Below are 18757 nucleotides of genomic sequence, written 5' to 3'. Positions count from 1 at the left end.
CACCCCCTAAAAAACCACCGCCGGGGGTGCCACCACCTCCCCGCCCCGCTACTGGTCGCGGCCCCCCGCCCCCCCCCCCCCCCCCCCCCCCCCCCGCCCCCCCCCGCCGGCGGGGGCCGCCGGGGGCCCCGGGGCGGCTCGCGCTACGCGTCGTCGTGGTGGGCCTGCGTGATGAGGTCCGTCGCGACCTCCAGCGCCGCCTGGCGCGTCTCCTCCGGGTCGCCCTCCACGTGCTGGAGGAACATCATCCCGGCGTGCAGCGTGAACAGCGCGCTCACGCAGCGGACCTGGTCCGTCAGCGGTCCGTCCTCCGTGCGCAGCAGCTCCACCAGCCGGAACAGCCGCCTCTTCACCGTCTCGCCGATGCTCAGCTCGCGCGTCGTCGCCTGGTTCTCCTGCATGAAGCGGTACAGCGACGCCCCGTCGGCCATGGCCCTGCTGTAGCGCCGCAGCACCTCCCGCTTGGTCTCCAGCGTGCGCGGCTGCTCCCCGGCCCAGGCGATCAGCTCGTCGATCGGACGCGTCAGGTCCTCGAACAGGCTGATGATGATGTCTTCCTTGGTCTTGAAGTGGTAGTACAGCGCCGCCTTCGTGACGTCGAGCCGCTCCGCGATCTCGCGCAACGACGTCTTCTCGTACCCCTGCTCCACGAACAGCTCCAGCGCGACGTCCTGAATGCGCTGACGCGTGTTGCCACGGCGCTGCTGCGGACCGCTGCTGGAACTGGTGGTCATTGCTCTCCTCGAAAACTACTTACTTGACGCCCGGCTAGTTACGGGGCTACCTTCCCCCAGTGTAGTGAACTAGCCGGGCGTCAAGTAAGTTCCGGCGGTGCGGGAAGTGCCAGGGGAGTGGACATGGGCGAGACAGTCAAGACGGCGGACACCTCGAAGGAGGTGAAGCCGCGCAGCGTGCGGGTCGTCCTGATGGCGCTCATGATCGCGATGCTGCTGGCCATGCTCGACAACATGATCATCGGCACCGCGATGCCGACGATCGTCGGCGAGCTGGGCGGCCTGGAGCACCTCTCCTGGGTGGTCACGGCCTACACCCTCGCCACGGCGGCCTCCACCCCGATCTGGGGCAAGATCGGTGACCTGTACGGGCGGAAGGGCTCCTTCCTCGCCTCGATCGTCATCTTCCTCATCGGCTCCGTGCTCAGCGGCATGGCCCAGGACATGGGACAGCTGATCGGCTTCCGTGCGATCCAGGGCCTCGGCGCCGGCGGTCTGATGGTCGGCGTCATGGCGATCATCGGCGACCTGATCCCGCCCCGTGAGCGCGGCAAGTACCAGGGCATGATGGCCGGCGTGATGGCCCTCGCCATGATCGGCGGTCCGCTGGTCGGCGGCACCATCACCGACCACATGGGCTGGCGCTGGTCCTTCTACATCAACCTCCCGCTCGGCGCCGTCGCCCTCGCGATGGTCTCGGCCGTGCTGCACCTGCCGAAGAAGACCGGGCAGGTGCGCCCGAAGATCGACTATCTCGGCGCGGCGCTCCTGACCGTCGCGATCACCTCCACGGTCCTCGTCACCACCTGGGGCGGCACCGAGTACGCCTGGAGCTCCGCCGAGGTCCTCGGCCTGATCGCCGTCGGCGCGGCGTCCACCGCCGCGTTCCTCTACGTCGAGACCAAGGCCGCCGAGCCGGTCATGCCGCTGCACATCTTCCGCAGCCGCAACTTCACCCTCATGTCGGTGATCGGCTTCCTCGTCGGTTTCGCGATGTTCGGCGGCGTGCTCTACCTCCCGCTGTTCCAGCAGTCGGTGCAGGGCGCCTCCGCCACCAACTCCGGCCTGCTCCTCCTGCCGATGCTGCTCTCGATGATGCTCGTCTCGCTGATCGCGGGCCGCGTCACCACCAACAGCGGCAAGTACAAGATCTTCCCGATCATCGGTGGCGCGCTCATGGTGGTCGGGCTCTTCCTGCTCGCGACGATGGACACCGACACCACCCGGCTGATGTCCGGGGTGTACATGGCCGTCCTCGGCGCCGGACTCGGCTTCCTGATGCAGATCACCATGCTCGTCGCGCAGAACAGCGTCGAGATGAAGGACATGGGCGTCGCGTCCTCCTCCGCGACCCTCTTCCGCACCCTCGGCGGCTCCTTCGGCGTGGCCCTCATGGGCTCCCTCTTCACCACCCAGGTCACCGACACCATGCGGGACCGCCTCGGCCCGGAGGCCGCCGGAGCCGCCGGCTCCGCCCAGTTGGACGCCGCGAGCCTGGCCAAGCTGCCCGAGGCCGTACGCGACGCCTACCAGCACGCGGTCGCCGCCGGCACCCACTCGGCGTTCCTGCTCGGCGCGGCCATCGCCGTACTGGGCTTCGCGGCCGCCTGGTTCGTCAAGGAGGTCCCGCTGCGCGGCGCCGGCCCCGCGGCTCCGGGCGCGGACGGGGACGGGGACGACGAGCAGGCGGCCCCCGCCCCGCAGGCGACCGCGACCCCGGTCCACTAGCGAACGGCCGCGGCCCAGGCCGCCGTCGCACGGCCCGGCCCCGGTGGAGAACGCTTCCACCGGGGCCGGGCCGTTCCGGCGCACCCGCGCCCGGTCCGCTCCGGGGCGGACATCTCACCGTTTCGCTCGGTTTCACCTGGGCAGGAATTCGTGACGATCAAGGACTAACGTCCCATTACATGGAATTTGAGGGGCAATCGGCTGCAACCCCTCGATGGAGGCGCACGTCCTGATCCACGGAACGCCCGCAAGGCGATGGGGAGGAGTGGACGGTCCATGGACTTCATGGCGCGCATCACGGAACGGGGCACCCGGGCCCGAACGGCCGTCGCGGCCACCGCGATCGCCGTGGCGGCGACCGTATGGGGGGTGTCGACGCTCGTCGGGCCCGGACACACCCCCGCACACGGCATCGCGGGCGACCACGACCCCGCCCGGCCGGACGGCTCCGGATCCGGCCCCGGAGGCAAGCCGGCGAAGGGGATACCCGAGGGCATCACCCACGCGTCGGAGAGCGGCGCGAACGCCGTCAACATCACCATCGACGACGGCCCCGACCCCCGCTGGACCCCGCAGGTGCTCGACGTACTGGCCGAGCACGGCGTGAAGGCGACCTTCTGCATGATCGGCCCCCAGGCCGAGGCCCACCCCGACCTGGTCAAGCGCGTCGCCGCGGCGGGCCACCGTCTCTGCGACCACACCATGAACCACGACACCGCCATGGACAGGAAGCCGGTCGCCTACCAGGAGCAGCAGATCCTGGACGCGAAGAAGCTGATCGAAGCGGCCGCGGGCGGCGCGAAGGTGGAGTACTACCGGGCCCCCGGCGGCGCGTTCACCCCCGACAGCCGGCGCATCGCCGCGGCGCACGGGATGCGCCCGCTCGGCTGGAACGTCGACACGAAGGACTTCGGCAAGCCGGGCGCGGCCGCCATCGTCGACGCCGTGAAGCGCGAGATCGGCAACGGGCCGACGGTCCTCTTCCACGACGGCGGCGGCAACCGCGCCCAGACCGTCGAGGCGCTCGACGGGGTGCTCGGCTGGCTGAAGCAGCAGGGCCGGCCGACCGGCTTCCCGGTCCGCACCGCCCCCGATGCCGCCGACTCCGCCGATGCCACGGCCGCCCACGGCGCCGAGGAGTCCGACGGTGGGGCGGTGGGGACGGTCTCCTGACACGCCGTCCGGGGCGAACGGGTGACGGTCTGCGCCCCGGCCCGCCGCCCGGTGTTCCCTGGTCGCGCAGCTCCGCCCCGCCGACCGTCCAGCCGCCCCAGGAGGCCCCCGTGATCGAACCGAGCCAGCTCTCCGACCCCGCCGTCCGTGCCTTCGTCACCGCCGTCAACGCGGGCGACCGGGAGGCCTTCCGCAGCGCCCTCGCGCCCGGCGCGACCATGTCCGACGACGGCTCCGACCGCGACGTCACCCAGTGGACGGAGAAGGAGGTCTTCTCCTGCCGGGGCCACATGTCCGTCGACGCCGAGTCCGACGGGGGCCGCGCCCTGATCGTCGACTACCGCAACGACACGTGGGGCGAGATGCGTACGGCCTGGCGCTTCACGGTCACCGACGACGGCCGGGTCGGCCGCTTCGAAACCGGCCAGGCCTGACCCCGCCCACCCGGTCGACCCGGCGCCGCCGGGCCCCCCACCCTCCGGAGCCCCGGCGGGGCGCCCCGCCAGGCCGGCGTCCGGTCACGGGCTCCCGTACGGGTGAAAGCGCGTCCGGCGTCGTTCCGGCCCGCCGCGGACGCCCGTTGGTCCCGTCATGAAGCGCACCCGCATCGCCGCTCTCGCCCTCGCCGCAGCCACCGCGGCCCTTGCCCCCGCCCTCGGTCAGGTGGCCACCGCCGCGGAGGGGACGGCCTTCCTCCAGGACCCCGCCGGCGGGGAGAAGTCCATGAAGTCGATGTGGACCAAGGACGAGATGCACAAGGTGGAGGGCCAGTTCCGCTTCCACCCCGGGATCCAGTACAAGACGGTCACCAAGCCCGGCCCCTCGGGCGCGCCGGAGTGGGAGCGGAAGGTCGCCGACCCCAAGACCCTGGCGTGGCAGCCGGCGTACGAGTTCGCCTGGTCCGTGTCGGACTCCACGCTGGTCAAGAAGGCGCTCACCACCAAGGAGGGCAAGCACCCGATCGTCGTGCACGCCGTACTGCGCACCGCGAAGCGGGCCGTGGCGGGAGAGGTCCGCGAGGAGCTGACGGGCAGCGCGGCGACGGGCCGCAAGAAGGTCGCGGGGAGCAGGCGCATCGCCTGCGACACCGGTGAGTACACGGTGGAGTGGTCGGTCACGCGCTCGGGCTACGGGACGCTGACGGGCACCCTGCGCTGGGACTCCAGCTGCGAGGAGTACCGCACCGCGTTCTCCGCAGACCACGGCAAGCAGGGCTGACGCGGGCCGGGCGGGGCGGGCGGGCCGGGGGCAGGCCGGGGAGGCAGGGGAGGCGAGGACCGGTCGCCCCGCGCACCTTGTGGGTGCTCGGCGGGCGACTGGGCCGGCGGCCTCGGATCGAGTGCCGTACTGGCCATCGTGCCGCACGGGGTGGGAGGCGGCACGGGGCGAAGGTCCCTGTTCACGGGGGCCCTTCAGCGCTTCTTTACCGCCTCGTCCGCCTGCTCGGCGATGTCGTCGAGCACGGTCTTCGGGTCGCCGGCCGGCTCCACGGCCCGCCCGATGTTGCGCTTGATGGTGTCGCTGACCTTGACCCAGGACGGGTCGTTCACCGGGTAGAGCTGGGCGCCGCGCAGCGCCGTCAGGAACAGCTGGTCGTTGGCGTCGAGGCCGCCCCCGGCCGGAGTGCGCGAGGCGGAGACGGTGGACGGCAGCAGGTGGTAGCGGCCCGCGAAGTCCGTCAGGTTCTCGTCCTTGTACACGAAGTCCAGGAACGTGCCGATCTCCGCGCGGTTGCCGTTCTGCTTGAACGCCATCATCCAGTCGGCGACGCCCACGGCCGGCGTGCTCTCCCCGGCGCCGAGGGTGTTCGAGACCGGCATGTCGACGGTGCCGACCCCGATGCCCTTGCCGCGCGCCTCGTGGGCGAGCGAGGGATAGCCGTTCAGCATGCCGACCTCTCCGCGCAGGAACGCGGCGAAGGCGTCGGCGCGGTTGAGCTGCCCGGGCGGGGTGGGACCGACGAGTCCCGGCGTGACCAGGTTGTCCTTGACCCATTGCCAGGTCTCGACGTTCTGGTCGGAGGCCAGGCTGTAGTTGCCGCTGCTGTCGGCGTAGCCGCCGCCGTTGCTCAGCTCCCAGATCATCGCCTCGGCGTGCGCCTCCTCGGGGCCCAGGGGCAGGGCGAACGGGTACTTCACGCCCTTGTCCTTGAGCGCCTTGGCGGCGGTCTTGAGATCGGTCCAGGTCTTGGGCGGGGTGACTCCGGCCCTGGTGAAGAGCGCCTCGTTGTAGAACAGCAGGCGGCTGCTCGCCACGAAGGGCAGGCCGTACAGGGTGTTCCCGACGGAGCCGGCCTCGGCGAGGGGCTGGAGGAAGTTCGCCTCGGCGGTGACCGAGAGCAACTCGTCGGCCGGGTAGAGCTTGCCCTGCGCCGCGAAGTCCGAGTACCCGCCCATGAGGGCCAGGTCCGGGGCGTTGCCCGCCTTGACCATGCGGGTGACCTCGCGGTCGATGTCGGTCCACGGCAGGAGCTTCACCTCGACCTTGATGCCGGGATGGGCGGCGGTGAAGTCCTCCGTCACCTTGTCCCAGAAGGCCCTGGAGCTCGTGGCCGGGGTGTCGCCGTACTCGGCGGCCACCAGGCGCAGCGTGCCGCCGTCGCCGTCGCCGTCGTCGGACAGCCCGCATCCGGCCACGGGTATCAGCAGGCCGAGCACGACCGTGGTGGCGGCCGCACTGAAGATTCTTCGTCGCACGGGTGTATTCCCCTGATTTTCTTTTGGATCCCGTTACTACTTATGAGTTACTCCGGGTCGAGGTGTCCCTCCATGGCCCGTTGGCCGGAATTCTCTCCCGAGGGAGGGGCAGTTGATTCCATTGGGGGCGTCTTTGTGGTCAATGCTCCAACTGGGGCTTTTCCGTCTGGTGTTTTCCGATATGTGATCAACTATGCGAACGCGCGTAGACATGCCGAAAAGCCCGTTTCCGGTGACGGAACGGGCTCGGGGCGGGCTGGGGGTGGGGTCTGGCGGGCGCGGGGCGGGTTCGGGCGGGGGAGCCCCGGTCAGTCGGCGAACTCGCCGGCGTACGGGTCGGGCTCGCCCGTCTCCGGGTTGCGGCCCTCCTGCCACCGGCGCTGCGCCTTCCTCCAGTGCACGAAGCTGAGGTGGCCGCCGTCCCAGAAGGTGATGCTGACGGGGCTCACGTCGAACTCGTCCGAGCAGAGCCGGTAGAGGAACTCGGCCATGCCGTACGGATACACGGCGAAGGAGTCGGCCGTGTGCCGCCCGCAGACCAGCACCGGCCACCGGTTCGGGTCCGGGTCGGAGGTGAGCCAGCACAGGATGTCGGACCCGCCGGTCACGCCCCAGGCCACGATCGCCTCCGGGTCCACGTCGAAGGCGGCCCTGCCGCCCTCGGCCTCCCAGATCTGCCGGGCGTTGCCCGTCTCCTCGGCCATCTGGGCGGGATCCCACTGGAGCCCCGGCTTGGGCAGCGGCAGCAGGATGCTGGCCTCGCCGTTGATCGAGCCCGCGCCGTAGCGGCCCATGAAGGCGACGAAGTCCGCCGGGAACCGGGTACCCCACACCGCCTCGACCGCCGGCCAGTCGATGTCCTCGTCGGCGCCGTGCGTCGCCGGCATGATCTGCTCCAGCGCCTTGATCCGCGCGTTCTCCGTCATGCCGCTCCCCTGCCACCCCAGCTCAACCGCCCCAACTTACCGCCGCGCCGGAGTACCGCCTACCCGGGCGTGAGACGCCCGGGTACGTCCACCTTCACGGCGGTACCGGCCGTCAGCCCCCAGCCGGCCATCGCGCCCGCCGCCGCCTCCAGCACGTGCCGGGAGCGCAGCCGGGGCAGCCCGAGGCGGCCCGGGCGCATCGTGACGACCGCGAGCACCCGCAGGTGCCGGTCCAGGTGGGCCACGTCGATCGGGAACCGCATCCGGAACGTGTGCACGCTCGCCGCCGGCGTCAGCAGCAGCGCCCCCTCGACGCCGTCCCGCCCCAGCAGGCCGCGGGTGCGGGCGCGGTAGGAGGCGGCGATCTCCAGGGGTACCGCCACGTCTCCGACCCGGAGGGTGGCCGTGCCGTCGTGCCAAGTCGCCATGGCGGCACCTTAGGTGGTCCCGGTCCCGCCCGGGGACGCGGGTCCCGTCCCGGGGGGCGGGTGCGAGTGTCGTGCTGGTCCGCTGCCGGGCTCCGCCCCGGACCCCGCGCCTCGAACGCCGGCGGGGCTGGAGGCGGGTGCGCTCTGGCGGGTCGGGGTGGGCGGGCCTACCGTTCGGCGGATGGGTGTGGTCGTGATCGTGCTTGCCGCCGCCTACGGGCTGGCCGCGGGGCTGTTGCTGCCGCGCGCCGCGTACCGGTTCTCCGTCGGGCCCGGGGAGCCCTGGCGGAGCCGGTGCCCGCAGGGGCACCCGCTGGACGGCTGGCTCGGCCCGGCCCGCTGCGCGCCGCGCCGGAGCCGGAGCGTGGAGCCGGCGGGGGTGCCGGCCGGACCCGGCGCGCCCGGTCCGGGAGCCGCAGGCCCGCCCGGGGTCGCCGCGGCGCACCGGTACGGGCGGCGGAGCGTTCCGCTCGGGGTGCTGGGCGGGGCCGTGTGCGCCGCGGCGGGGGCCGCCGCGGGGTGGCGGCCCGAAGCCTGGGCGTTCGTCGGGCTCGCGCCCGCCGCCCTGCTGCTCGCGCTCGTCGACCGGGCCGTGCACCGGCTGCCCGACGTACTGACCCTGCCGCTCGCCGCCGCGACCGCGGCCCTGCTCGGTGCGGCCGCGGCGCTGCCCGGCGCCGCGGGCTCCTGGCGGCTCGCGCTGCTCGGCGGCGCCGCGCTCGGAGGGGCGTACCTGGTGCTGTTCCTCGTGAACCCCGCCGGCATGGGCTTCGGCGACGTCAAGCTGGCGCTCTCCCTGGGGGTCGCCCTTGGGTGGTACGGGTGGGGGGTATGGGCCGCCGGAGCTTTCCTGGGCTTCCTCTACGGCGCCCTGTACGGCCTCGCCCTTGTCCTGCGGGGCTCCGCGACCCGCAAGCAGGGCTTCGCCTTCGGGCCCTTCATGGCGGCCGGAGCCCTCACCGGATTGCTGCTGGGCGGTTTCGGAGCGTAGTCGTGGCGCGGCAATGCACGCATCACGCTTTACGAAGGGTTATGGTGGAACCCCCCCCTCGGGCCGGTCCGTATCCCCCCCACGGACCGGCCCGTTTTTTGTTTCCCGCGCCCCCGGGCCCGGTCGCCGGGGAAGACGCAGGTCAGCCGCGCTGGGCCCAGAGGTTGGTGCCGGGGGTGGACACCGCGAAGGAATCGATCTCCGCCAGCTCCGCCTCCGAGAGCGGCGCCCCGTCCAGAGCGGCCACGTTCTCCTCCAGCTGCCGCACGCTCGACGCCCCGATCAGGGCCGAGGTCATGCGCTCGTCCCGGAGCACCCACGTCAACGCCAGCTGCGCCAGCGACTGACCGCGCCGCGCCGCGATGTCGTTCAGCCCGTTCAGCCGGCGCACCACGTCGTCGGACAGCAGGTCCGGGCTGAGGGACTTGCCCTGCGTGGCCCGCGAGCCCTCCGGGATGTCCTTGAGGTACTTGCCGGTCAGCAGCCCCTGGGCCAGCGGCGCGAAGGAGATGCAGCCCATGCCGGCCTCCTCCAGGGTGTCCAGCAGCCCGTCCTCCTCCGTCCAGCGGTTGATCATGGAGTACGAGGGCTGGTGGATCAGCGGCCGCACGCCCATCCCGCGCAGGATCCGGGCCGCCTCGGCCGTCTGCTCCGCGGTGTACGAGGAGACGCCGACGTACAGCGCCTTGCCCTGCTGGACCGCGGAGGCCAAGGCGCCCATGGTCTCCTCCAGCGGGGTCTCCGGGTCGAAGCGGTGCGAGTAGAAGACGTCCACGTAGTCGACGCCCATCCGCTTCAGCGAGGCGTCGAGGGAGCCGAGCAGGTACTTGCGGCTGCCCCACTCGCCGTACGGGCCCGCGTGCATCAGGTAGCCGGCCTTGGTCGACAGCACCAGCTCCTCGCGCAGGGACGCGAAGTCCTGCGCGAAGACCTTGCCGAAGTTCAGCTCGGCCGAGCCGGGCGGCGGACCGTAGTTGTTCGCCAGGTCGAAGTGGGTGACGCCGAGGTCGAAGGCCCGGCGCAGGATCGCCCGCTGGGACTCCAGGGACTTGTCGTCACCGAAGTTGTGCCAGAGGCCGAGGGAGATCGCGGGAAGCTTGAGGCCGCTGTGGCCGGTGCGCCGGTACTCCATGGAGTCGTAGCGGGAGGGCTCTGCCCGATAGGGATTGGTATCAGTCACGTTGTCCTCCCTATCACGGAGTTGTGACAGACCGAGTTGGGTACCCCTCCCCACCGCGCAGTAATGTGGCGCACTCGGGGGACCGCAATTCGCACGGGGGCATTGCACGGAGGGGCTGGAAGATCGTGAAGCTGCGCGACCTGGTGTACAGGCTCTACGCACGCCGGGTGGAAGGCCGCCTCGACCATGATGCGGCGCCCAAGCACATCGGCGTCATCCTGGACGGGAACAGGCGCTGGGCGAAGGCGTCCGGAGGCACGACGGAGCAGGGCCACCAGGCCGGAGCCGACAAGATCTCGGAGATGCTCGGCTGGTGCACGGAGACGGACGTCGAGGTCGTCACCCTGTGGATGCTCTCCACGGACAACCTGGACCGTCCGGAGGTCGAGCTCCGCCCCCTGCTCAACATCATCGAGAACACCGTGCGGGGCCTCGCCGCGGACGGCCGCTGGCGCGTCCACCACGTCGGCAACCTGGACATCCTGCCCGGCCAGACCCAGACGGTCCTCAAGGAGGCCGAGCAGGCCACCCACGACGTCAACGGGATAACGGTCAACGTCGCCGTCGGCTACGGAGGCCGCCAGGAGATCGCCGACGCGGTCCGCTCGCTGCTCCTGGAGCACGCGCAGAAGGGCACCTCCTTCGAGCAGCTCGCCGAGATCCTGGACATCGACCACATCGCCGAGCACCTCTACACGCGGGGCCAGCCCGACCCGGACCTCGTGATCCGCACCAGCGGCGAGCAGCGGCTGTCCGGATTCATGCTCTGGCAGAGCGCGCATTCGGAGTACTACTTCTGCGAGGTTTTCTGGCCGGCCTTCCGGAAGGTCGACTTCCTCCGGGCCCTGCGCGATTACGCCGCCCGTCACCGGCGGTACGGGACCTGACGTCACCGGGACGGCCGACACCCCCTCGGCGCAATCCCGGCCCCGGCATTCCCTTCCCGCGAAGCCTTCACCAGGGATTCACCGAGCGTCCGTCATATGCCATGGCATGGCCTGGCCTGATCGGGGAATATCCCTTTCAGGTCGATGCCCGATCCACGGGTGTCGAGTCTCAGCGGACGGCATGGGGTCGTCCGCCCGGGAGGCCCTTTGCACCAGGACGCGCGTGCGGTTCGCACGGTCGGACGGGAGGGCCGGAAATCGGCCCTGGCATGGGTGCCGATGACCGGTCCGGTCTTCATGGCCCGACCTCTTCCGAGGGGGTACGTCCTTCCGTGGTGACCAGCACGAAGCGCCGCCTGCCCGACAGGCGGACCTATGTCCTCGACACCAGCGTCCTGCTGGCAGACCCCAACGCGATCTCCCGCTTCGACGAGCACGAGGTCGTGCTCCCGATCGTGGTGATCACCGAGCTGGAGGCAAAGAGGCACCATCCCGAACTCGGCTACTTCGCGCGCCAGGCGCTCCGCCTGCTCGACGACTTCCGGGTCCGGTACGGACGTCTCGACGCACCCATCCCGCTGGGCGATCTGGGCGGCACCCTGCGCGTCGAGCTCAACCACTCCGACCCGGGCGTCCTGCCCGCCGGCTTCCGGTTGGGGGACAACGACTCGCGGATCCTCGCCGTCGCCCGCAACCTCCAGGCCGAGGGGTTCGACGTCACGGTCGTGTCGAAGGACCTCCCGCTGCGCATCAAGGCCTCCTCCGTGGGGCTGATCGCGGAGGAGTACCGCGCGGAGCTCGCGATCACCGACGCCGGATGGACGGGGATGAGCGAGCTCGCCCTGTCCGGGGAGCAGGTGGACCTCCTCTTCTCGGAGGAGCGGCTCTACGTCCCCGAGGCGGCGGAACTGCCCGTGCACACCGGGCTGGTCCTCCAGTCCGAGCGCGGCAAGGCGCTGGGCCGCGTCACGGCGGACGGGAACGTGAAGCTCGTACGGGGCGACCGCGAGGCCTTCGGGCTGCACGGCCGCAGCGCCGAGCAGCGGATCGCGCTCGACCTCCTCCTCGACCAGGAGATCGGGATCCTCTCGATGGGCGGCCGGGCCGGCACGGGAAAGTCGGCACTGGCGCTCTGCGCGGGCCTGGAGGCCGTGCTGGAACGGAGGCAGCATCAGAAGGTGATGGTCTTCCGGCCCCTGTACGCGGTCGGCGGGCAGGAGCTCGGCTACCTGCCGGGGGACGCGTCCGAGAAGATGAGCCCCTGGGCGCAGGCGGTCTTCGACACCCTCTCGGCCGTGGCCGGGCGGGAGGTCATCGAAGAGGTGCTGAACCGGGGGATGCTGGAGGTCCTGCCGCTCACGCACATCCGCGGCCGCTCGCTGCACGACGCCTTCGTGATCGTGGACGAGGCGCAGTCGCTGGAGCGCAACGTCCTGCTGACCGTCCTGTCCCGGATCGGCGCCAATTCGCGGGTGGTCCTCACCCACGACGTGGCCCAGCGGGACAACCTCAGGGTCGGCCGGTACGACGGAGTGGTCGCCGTGGTCGAGAAGCTGAAGGGGCATCCGCTCTTCGCGCACATCACGCTGACCCGTTCCGAGCGGTCCCCGATCGCGGCGCTGGTCACCGAGATGCTCGAAACCCTCTGACCTCCGGAGGGTGATCGAAAGGGTCAAAAACCCCATAGCGGGAAGGCAAGTTGACGCCGTCCGGTAAAGGCCGAGGAGCCTAGCCGGGCGGCGTCGCGCTGCACAGCCCTTTGACCAAAACGACGGTGACATGCCAGGTGTGACCTTTCCCACGCAGTGGAGAATTGCCCTGCGCCGCCGCCGTCCGGCAGAGTCTGGTTTCCGTCAGGCCCCGCATACGGCACACCTGTACCTCCCGTGAGGTACGCGCAGCACGACAACTCCACACTTGATGCCGTATGCCGCCCGGATCCACGCGACAGCCCCCGCAAGGGAGTTGTCCACGGGCCAGCGTCTCCAGCGACCGATGCACCACGGAGGCCAGTGTCGAGGGGCACTTTTGCGCCCGCCCGGTCCTGCGGACGCTGCTGGAAGGACACCATGTGAGTCGGATCTCGGTCCGGGGGTTCGCAGTGGCTTCGGCCACGGCGGTCACCACCGTGGGCGCAGTCGTGGGAGTTGCCGCAGGCGACGCCACCACGAACGATCTCGAGACGACCGCTTCGGGCGCGACTCTCCTCACAGACATCCCGGTCGGCGACCAGGCACAGGTCCAGAGCGCGTCCCTGACGCAGCAGGCCGACGCCATCGTCCACGCCGCCGACACCGACGCCAAGCGCTCGCTCGAGGAATCGGCGCGGATCCAGGCCGCCGAGACCGCCAAGACCAAGAAGGCGGAAGCGGAGAAGGCCGAGGCGCTCAAGAAGGCCGAAGCCGACGCCAAGGCGAAGAAGGACCGCGAGGAGAAGGAGCAGGTCGCCAGCCGCTCCGCCGCCCGCGACGCCGGCGACTTCGCGCCGCAGAGCTCGTACACGGTCGCCCAGGTCAAGGCCATCGCGCAGCAGATGGTCCCGGCGAACCAGTTCCAGTGCTTCTCGAAGATCATCAACCAGGAATCCACCTGGAACTACAAGGCCGTCAACTCGTCCTCGGGCGCGTACGGTCTGGTGCAGGCGCTCCCGGGCTCGAAGATGGCCTCGGCCGGCGCCGACTGGCGCACCAACCCCGCCACGCAGATCAAGTGGGGCCTGAACTACATGGAGGACCGCTACGGCGGCCCCTGCGAGGCCTGGAGCTTCCACCAGGCCAACGGCTGGTACTAGGCGCGGCCACCGAGCCCCGCCCGGCTCCGGGAGCCCCGCACCGTCCTACGGTGCGGGGCTTCCCGCGTGTACGGTCGGATGTCTGTGACCAGTGGGCGGGGAGAGGAACGACATGTCGAAGTGGGCAGGCTGGCTCGGCCGGCTCGGGAACAGGCTGAACCGGATGGAGGCGCGGCTCGACGAGCGGCGCGCCGAGGTGGAGGCCGAAACCCGGGGCGACCTGCCGCGCTCCGCCGCGTCCGCCCCGCCCCGCCCCGAGGCGCACGGGCACGCCGGCCCGCGGTCCGTCCCCGAACGCCCCGACCCGGTGACCGTGGTCCCGTGGGGCGTACGGGTGGCCGCCGAGGTCAGCTGGCGCCTGCTGCTGCTCGCCGGGATGCTCTGGGTGCTGATGAAGGTGATCAGCGAAGTCCGCCTGGTCGTCCTGGCCTTCGCCGCGGCCCTCCTCGTCACGGCGATGCTCCAGCCCTTCGTGGTCCGGCTGCGCCGCCTCGGCCTGCCCCGGGGCCTGGCCACCGCCGTCACCGCGATCCTCGGCTTCGTCGTCATCGGGCTCGTCGGCTGGTTCGTGGTCTGGCAGGTGATGGACAACCTCGACGACCTCTCCGACCGGGTCCGCGACGGCATCGACGAGCTCAAGCTGTGGGCACTGGACAGTCCGTTCCACGTGACCGAGAAGCAGATCAACGACATCGCGAAGAACCTCAGCGAGACCATCGGCACCAACACCGAGGAGATCACCTCCGCCGGGTTGCAGGGCGTGACGGTGCTCGTCGAGGTCCTGACGGGCATGCTGCTCGCGATGTTCTCGACGCTCTTCCTGCTCTACGACGGCAAGCGGATCTGGACCTGGTCGCTCGGCCTCGTCCCCGCGCCGGCCCGCCCCGGTGTGGCCGGAGCCGGACCGCGCGCCTGGCGCACGCTGACCGCGTACGTGCGCGGCACCGTCCTCGTCGCGCTCATCGACGCCATCTTCATCGGCCTCGGGCTGTACTTCCTCGACGTGACGATGGCCGTGCCGCTCGCCGTCTTCATCTTCCTGTTCGCCTTCATCCCGCTCGTCGGCGCCGTCATCTCGGGCGCCCTCGCGGTGGTCGTGGCGCTGGTGACCCAGGGGCCGTTCATCGCGGCCATGGTCCTCCTCGTGGTCCTGGCGGTGCAGCAGATCGAGGGTCACGTGCTCCAGCCCTTCATCCTGGGCCGCGCGGTACGGGTACACCCCCTCGCGGTGGTGCTCTCGGTCGCGGCCGGCGGGCTGATCGCGGGCATCGGCGGGGCCGTGGTCGCCGTACCGCTGGTCGCCGTCACCAACACGGCGGTCGGGTACCTGAGGGCGTACTCGCGCGAACAGCAACTGGCCGGCGCGGTGCCCGTGGGGCCCTCGCCGCACGGGGCGACGGCCGTGGACCGGGAACCGGACGAACCGGCGGCCGACCGGGTCTAGCGGGAAACAGGGGGGACGGGGAAATGATCGGCGAGCCCGAGCTCGACGGGGCATGGGAGTCCGCGCGACCGGCCGAGGCGGCGGAGCACGACCCGCCGCCCGAACGGGGACCCGGCCGGCCGTGGCGCTGGGTCGCGGCGACCGCGGCGGCCACCTCCGTGCTGTGGGGAACCGGCCTGTACGCCTTCGGGGACCGGCTGGCGCAGCCGGAGATGCGCTACCGGGCCCCGGACAACCTGTGCGAGCAGTTCACGGCGGAGGCACTGCGGCCGGTCCTGTCCGACCTGTCGAGGTCGACGGGCCCGCACCGGGAGAGCCGGCACCCCGCCGTCGACTGGGCGATGTGCACGCGCTCCGACAGCAGTCCCCTCGCGTCGGACAACTACTTCCTGCAAGCCGAGGTCGAGCTGCACAAGAAGACCGACCCGGCCGCCGAGTTCGAGGTCGGCGGCCGGTACGAGCCGATGTACGGCATGCAGGACGGGCCCGTCGAGCGGACACCGGTGCGCGGCCTCGGGGAGGAGGCCCTGATCGCCACGCGCGACGACTCCGACGACGTCCAGCTGAAGGTGCGCGACGGCGGCGCCGTGTTCACCATCCAGTTGAGCTGGATCCGTTCCGGATCGGACGTCGACGCCCCGCCGGACGGGGAGGGCGGTGGGGCGAAGGCCGATCCGCGGCCCGACCGGAAGGTCCTGGAGGCCGCGATGACCAAGGACATGCGGGCGCTGATGGCGGCGCTGCGCAGGTGACGACCGCGGGGGGAGAGGCGTGATATCGGAGCCCGAGATCGACGGGGCGTGGGACGGCGGCGGCGCGGCCCGGGCGGCGGCCGCCGGACCGGACGGGGTGGCCGCGGCCGCGACCGTACGGGGCCGGCCCTGGTGGTGGGCGCTGGGCGGGGCGGTGGCCGCCTCGGCGGTGTGGGCCGCCGCCCTGGGCCTGGAGGACCGTGATGGCGGGGGGCCGCCGCCGCTGGCGTACGACATCAGCCAAGACCTGTGCCGGGAGGCGCCGTTGGCCGCCCTGGCGCGGGCCGCGGGCGCTCTCGTACCGAGGACGCCGAGTCTGGGCGAGGGCCCCGCGGCCGACTGGGCGTACTGCTCCTACGTGTCCTCCGCGGCGGACTCCGCCACCGGGGAGTTGGCCTACGAGGCCGAGCTCCTCGTCGAGCTGCACCGGAAGTCCGACCCCGAGGCGGAGTTCGCCGCCGGACCGGGGCTCACCCCGCAGCTGCGGCGCGGGGCCGTGCGGCACGAGGAGGTGGCCGGGCTCGGCGAGCGGGCCCTGCTCACCGACTCCGTCGGGGACCAGGGGCCGCAGCTCCACGTCCTGGACGGCGGGGCCGTCTTCACCCTCTCGGTGGAGTGGTCGACCGGGCCGGACGACGCGGCGCCGGACGAGGACGCGGTCAAGGCGGCCATGATCGAGGACGTACGGGCCCTGATGGCCGTGCTGAAGGGCTGAAGGGTTGAAGGGCTGACGTGTCGCGCGGGGGGAGCCGGCGTACGCGGAGGGCCCCGCTGCCGGGATCGGCGGCGGGGCCCTCGCGTCGTGCGGTACCGCGTCGTGCGGTGTGGACCTACTCGGCGGCGGTGGCGGCCAGGGCCGCCTCCCCGTCGAGGGTGACCGCGACGGCCTGGATCACCGAGGCGATCTTGAAGGCCTCCTGGACCGTCTCGCGGCCGACGCCGGCCTTGCGCAGGACCTGCTCGTGCGAGTCCAGGCACTGGCCGCAGCCGTTGATCGCCGAAACGGCGAGCGACCACAGCTCGAAGTCGACCTTCTCCACGCCCGGGTTGCCGATGACGTTCATCCGCAGGCCCGCCCGCAGCGTGCCGTACTCCGGGTCGGAGAGCAGGTGGCGCGTGCGGTAGAAGACGTTGTTCATCGCCATGATCGCGGCCGCGGACTTGGCGGCGGTGTACGCCTCCGGCGACAGGTTCGCCTTCGCCTCCGGCTCCAGCTCACGCAGGACCTGCGGGGAGCGGGCGGCGATCGCGCAGGACAGGACCGTGCCCCACAGCTGCTGGGCGGGCAGGTCGCTGTTGCCGATGACCGAGCCGAGGTTCAGCTTCAGGTCCTTGGCGAAGTCCGGTATGGCGGACTTGAGGGAGTCGAGGGACATCCGTCACTCACCGGCCAGCAGCGAGCCGGCGTCGAGGGTGCCCTCGCCCTTGTTCCAGTTGCAGGGGCACAGCTCGTCGGTCTGCAGGGCGTCGAGGACCCGCAGGACCTCCTTGGGGTTACGGCCCACGGAACCGGCGGTCACCATCGTGAACTGGATCTCGTTGTTCTGGTCCACGATGAAGACGGCGCGCTGGGCGAAGCCGTCCTCGCCCTGGACGCCGCACGCCTGCATGAGCTCGTGCTTGGAGTCGGCCAGCATCGGGAAGGGCAGGTCACGCAGGTCGGCGTGGTCCTTGCGCCAGGCGTGGTGGACGAACTCGGAGTCGCCGGAGACACCGAGGACCTGGGCGTCGCGGTCCAGGAACTCCTCGTTGAGCTTGCCGAAGGCGGCGATCTCGGTCGGGCAGACGAAGGTGAAGTCCTTCGGCCAGAAGAACACCACGCGCCACTTGCCCTCATAGGTCTTGTGGTCGATCTGGGCGAACTCGCTGCCGGCCTCGAGCGAGACGCAAGCGGTCAGATCGTAGGTGGGGAACTTGTCGCCGACAGTGAGCACGTGCTCTCCTTGCGCATCGGGAAGTGACCCTTTTGAGGGCTTTCCCAGTGGGTTGGACGGATCTCACATGCTGACACAGCTGCATTGATTACGGAAATAGCTACTCTTGTGCCGAGTGATCGGAGGTGCCTATCAGTGGCTATCGGTAACAGGGGTGTGAAGCAGCCGACCCTGGCGCAGCTGCGCGCGTTCGCGGCGGTCGCCGAGCACCTGCACTTCCGGGACGCGGCCGCGGCCATCGGCATGAGCCAGCCCGCGCTCTCCGGGTCCGTCTCCGCGCTGGAGGAGACCCTCGGCGTGCAGCTGCTGGAGCGGACCACCCGCAAGGTGCTGCTGTCCCCGGCCGGCGAGCGGATCGCCGCCCGGGCCCGCGGCGTACTGGACTCCGTGGGCGGGCTGTTGGAGGAGGCCGAGGCCGTGCGGGCCCCCTTCACCGGGGTGCTGCGGCTCGGGGTGATCCCCACGGTCGCCCCGTACCTGCTGCCCACCGTGCTCGGGCTGTTCCACCGCCGCTACCCGCGGATGGACCTCCAGGTGCACGAGGAGCAGACCGCGACCCTGCTGGAGGGGCTGGCCGGCGGCCGCCTCGACCTGCTGCTGCTCGCGGTCCCGCTCGGGGTGCCCGGGGTCACCGAACTGCCGGTGTTCGACGAGGACTTCGTCCTCCTCGCGCCGCGGGGGCACCCGCTGGCCGGGCGCCGGGACCTCCCGCGCGATGAACTGCGGGGACTCCAGCTGCTGTTGCTCGACGAAGGCCACTGCCTGCGGGACCAGGCCCTCGACATCTGCCGCGAGGCCGGACGCACGGCCGGTGCCGACGTGACGACCACCGCGGCCGGACTGTCCACGCTCGTACAGCTGGTCGCCGGGGGGCTGGGCGTGACGCTGCTGCCGCGGACCGCGCTGCGGCTGGAGACCGCCCGCAACGAGCACCTGGCCACCGGCTACTTCGCCGAGCCGGCGCCCTCGCGGCGGATCGCGCTGGCCATGCGGACCGGGACCGCGCGACAGGAGGAGTTCCGGGCGATCGCCGCCGCGCTGCGCGAAGCCGTACGGCCGCTGCCGGTGTGGCCCACCGACGGCTAGGCCACCG

At 71.4% G+C, this 18757-nt stretch carries 19 protein-coding genes; 12 read left to right on the top strand and 7 right to left on the bottom strand.

Going from position 1 to position 18757, the window contains the following annotated elements; genetic code table 11:
- Positions 1-143: 143 nt before the first annotated feature.
- Positions 144-734 (bottom strand): TetR/AcrR family transcriptional regulator, encoded by a 591-nt coding sequence (locus ACFWW8_RS34095; RefSeq protein ID WP_386535540.1) that lies wholly within the window; start codon positions 732-734, stop codon positions 144-146.
- A 123-nt stretch (positions 735-857) separates the two neighbouring features.
- Here ACFWW8_RS34095 and ACFWW8_RS34090 point away from each other — a divergent pair, with 123 nt between their 5' ends.
- The 4 genes from ACFWW8_RS34090 to ACFWW8_RS34075 all read left to right on the top strand — a co-directional run bounded on the left by ACFWW8_RS34090 (position 858) and on the right by ACFWW8_RS34075 (position 4853).
- Entirely contained in the window at positions 858-2462 is a 1605-nt protein-coding gene (locus ACFWW8_RS34090; RefSeq protein WP_386535537.1) for an MDR family MFS transporter, read from the top strand.
- Positions 2463-2747: 285 nt separating this feature from the next.
- Positions 2748-3635 (top strand): polysaccharide deacetylase family protein, encoded by an 888-nt coding sequence (locus tag ACFWW8_RS34085; RefSeq protein WP_386535545.1) that lies wholly within the window; start codon positions 2748-2750, stop codon positions 3633-3635.
- 110 nt (positions 3636-3745) lie between these two features.
- Positions 3746-4069 carry a nuclear transport factor 2 family protein gene (locus tag ACFWW8_RS34080; protein WP_386535535.1) on the top strand — a complete coding sequence of 108 codons (324 nt, stop codon included), beginning with the start codon at positions 3746-3748 and terminating at the stop codon, positions 4067-4069.
- 157 nt (positions 4070-4226) lie between these two features.
- Complete coding sequence (locus ACFWW8_RS34075) at positions 4227-4853, top strand: hypothetical protein (RefSeq protein WP_386535532.1); 627 nt, start codon at positions 4227-4229, stop codon at positions 4851-4853.
- A 194-nt stretch (positions 4854-5047) separates the two neighbouring features.
- On the opposite strand, the gene ACFWW8_RS34070 is transcribed toward ACFWW8_RS34075, so the two are convergent.
- The 3 genes from ACFWW8_RS34070 to ACFWW8_RS34060 form a co-directional block, all read right to left on the bottom strand.
- Entirely contained in the window at positions 5048-6331 is a 1284-nt protein-coding gene (locus ACFWW8_RS34070; RefSeq protein WP_386535530.1) for an extracellular solute-binding protein, read from the bottom strand.
- 308 nt (positions 6332-6639) lie between these two features.
- Complete coding sequence (locus tag ACFWW8_RS34065) at positions 6640-7257, bottom strand: SMI1/KNR4 family protein (RefSeq protein WP_386535528.1); 618 nt, start codon at positions 7255-7257, stop codon at positions 6640-6642.
- A 59-nt stretch (positions 7258-7316) separates the two neighbouring features.
- On the bottom strand, positions 7317-7685 hold the full coding sequence (locus ACFWW8_RS34060; protein ID WP_386535525.1) for a DUF192 domain-containing protein: 369 nt from the start codon (positions 7683-7685) through the stop codon (positions 7317-7319).
- Between the two features lie 181 nt (positions 7686-7866).
- On the opposite strand from ACFWW8_RS34060, the gene ACFWW8_RS34055 reads away from it, so the two are divergent.
- The gene (locus ACFWW8_RS34055) at positions 7867-8676 is read left to right on the top strand and encodes a prepilin peptidase (protein WP_386535524.1); all 810 of its coding nucleotides are present in this window, start codon (positions 7867-7869) and stop codon (positions 8674-8676) included.
- A 142-nt stretch (positions 8677-8818) separates the two neighbouring features.
- Here the strand turns inward: ACFWW8_RS34055 and mgrA are convergent, their stop codons facing one another.
- Positions 8819-9856: an L-glyceraldehyde 3-phosphate reductase gene (gene mgrA / locus ACFWW8_RS34050; RefSeq protein ID WP_386535521.1), complete on the bottom strand. Its 1038-nt coding sequence runs from the start codon at positions 9854-9856 to the stop codon at positions 8819-8821.
- Between the two features lie 125 nt (positions 9857-9981).
- Between mgrA and ACFWW8_RS34045 the strand changes: the two genes are divergently transcribed.
- The 6 genes from ACFWW8_RS34045 to ACFWW8_RS34020 all read left to right on the top strand — a co-directional run bounded on the left by ACFWW8_RS34045 (position 9982) and on the right by ACFWW8_RS34020 (position 16445).
- Complete coding sequence (locus tag ACFWW8_RS34045) at positions 9982-10743, top strand: isoprenyl transferase (protein WP_267718261.1); 762 nt, start codon at positions 9982-9984, stop codon at positions 10741-10743.
- Between the two features lie 332 nt (positions 10744-11075).
- Positions 11076-12392, top strand: coding sequence for a PhoH family protein (locus ACFWW8_RS34040; RefSeq protein ID WP_386535518.1), 1317 nt, complete (start codon positions 11076-11078; stop codon positions 12390-12392).
- A 404-nt stretch (positions 12393-12796) separates the two neighbouring features.
- Positions 12797-13534 (top strand): lytic transglycosylase domain-containing protein, encoded by a 738-nt coding sequence (locus ACFWW8_RS34035; RefSeq protein WP_386535543.1) that lies wholly within the window; start codon positions 12797-12799, stop codon positions 13532-13534.
- A gap of 112 nt (positions 13535-13646) precedes the next feature.
- Positions 13647-14978 carry an AI-2E family transporter gene (locus ACFWW8_RS34030; protein WP_386535516.1) on the top strand — a complete coding sequence of 444 codons (1332 nt, stop codon included), beginning with the start codon at positions 13647-13649 and terminating at the stop codon, positions 14976-14978.
- 23 nt (positions 14979-15001) lie between these two features.
- Entirely contained in the window at positions 15002-15730 is a 729-nt protein-coding gene (locus tag ACFWW8_RS34025) for a hypothetical protein (protein ID WP_386535514.1), read from the top strand.
- Positions 15731-15749: 19 nt separating this feature from the next.
- Positions 15750-16445, top strand: a complete 696-nt coding sequence (locus ACFWW8_RS34020) for a hypothetical protein (RefSeq protein ID WP_386535511.1) — start codon at positions 15750-15752, stop codon at positions 16443-16445.
- Positions 16446-16560: 115 nt separating this feature from the next.
- Here the strand turns inward: ACFWW8_RS34020 and ACFWW8_RS34015 are convergent, their stop codons facing one another.
- Positions 16561-17106: an alkyl hydroperoxide reductase gene (locus ACFWW8_RS34015; protein ID WP_386535508.1), complete on the bottom strand. Its 546-nt coding sequence runs from the start codon at positions 17104-17106 to the stop codon at positions 16561-16563.
- Positions 17107-17109: 3 nt separating this feature from the next.
- Positions 17110-17664 carry a peroxiredoxin gene (locus ACFWW8_RS34010; RefSeq protein WP_267718255.1) on the bottom strand — a complete coding sequence of 185 codons (555 nt, stop codon included), beginning with the start codon at positions 17662-17664 and terminating at the stop codon, positions 17110-17112.
- 135 nt (positions 17665-17799) lie between these two features.
- Here ACFWW8_RS34010 and ACFWW8_RS34005 point away from each other — a divergent pair, with 135 nt between their 5' ends.
- Positions 17800-18750 carry a hydrogen peroxide-inducible genes activator gene (locus ACFWW8_RS34005; RefSeq protein ID WP_386535506.1) on the top strand — a complete coding sequence of 317 codons (951 nt, stop codon included), beginning with the start codon at positions 17800-17802 and terminating at the stop codon, positions 18748-18750.
- Positions 18751-18757: the final 7 nt, after the last annotated feature.

Source organism: Streptomyces sp. NPDC058701, assembly GCF_042715295.1.
In the GTDB taxonomy this organism is placed as follows: domain Bacteria; phylum Actinomycetota; class Actinomycetes; order Streptomycetales; family Streptomycetaceae; genus Streptomyces.
This window is presented reverse-complemented; position numbering and strand designations above follow the sequence as displayed.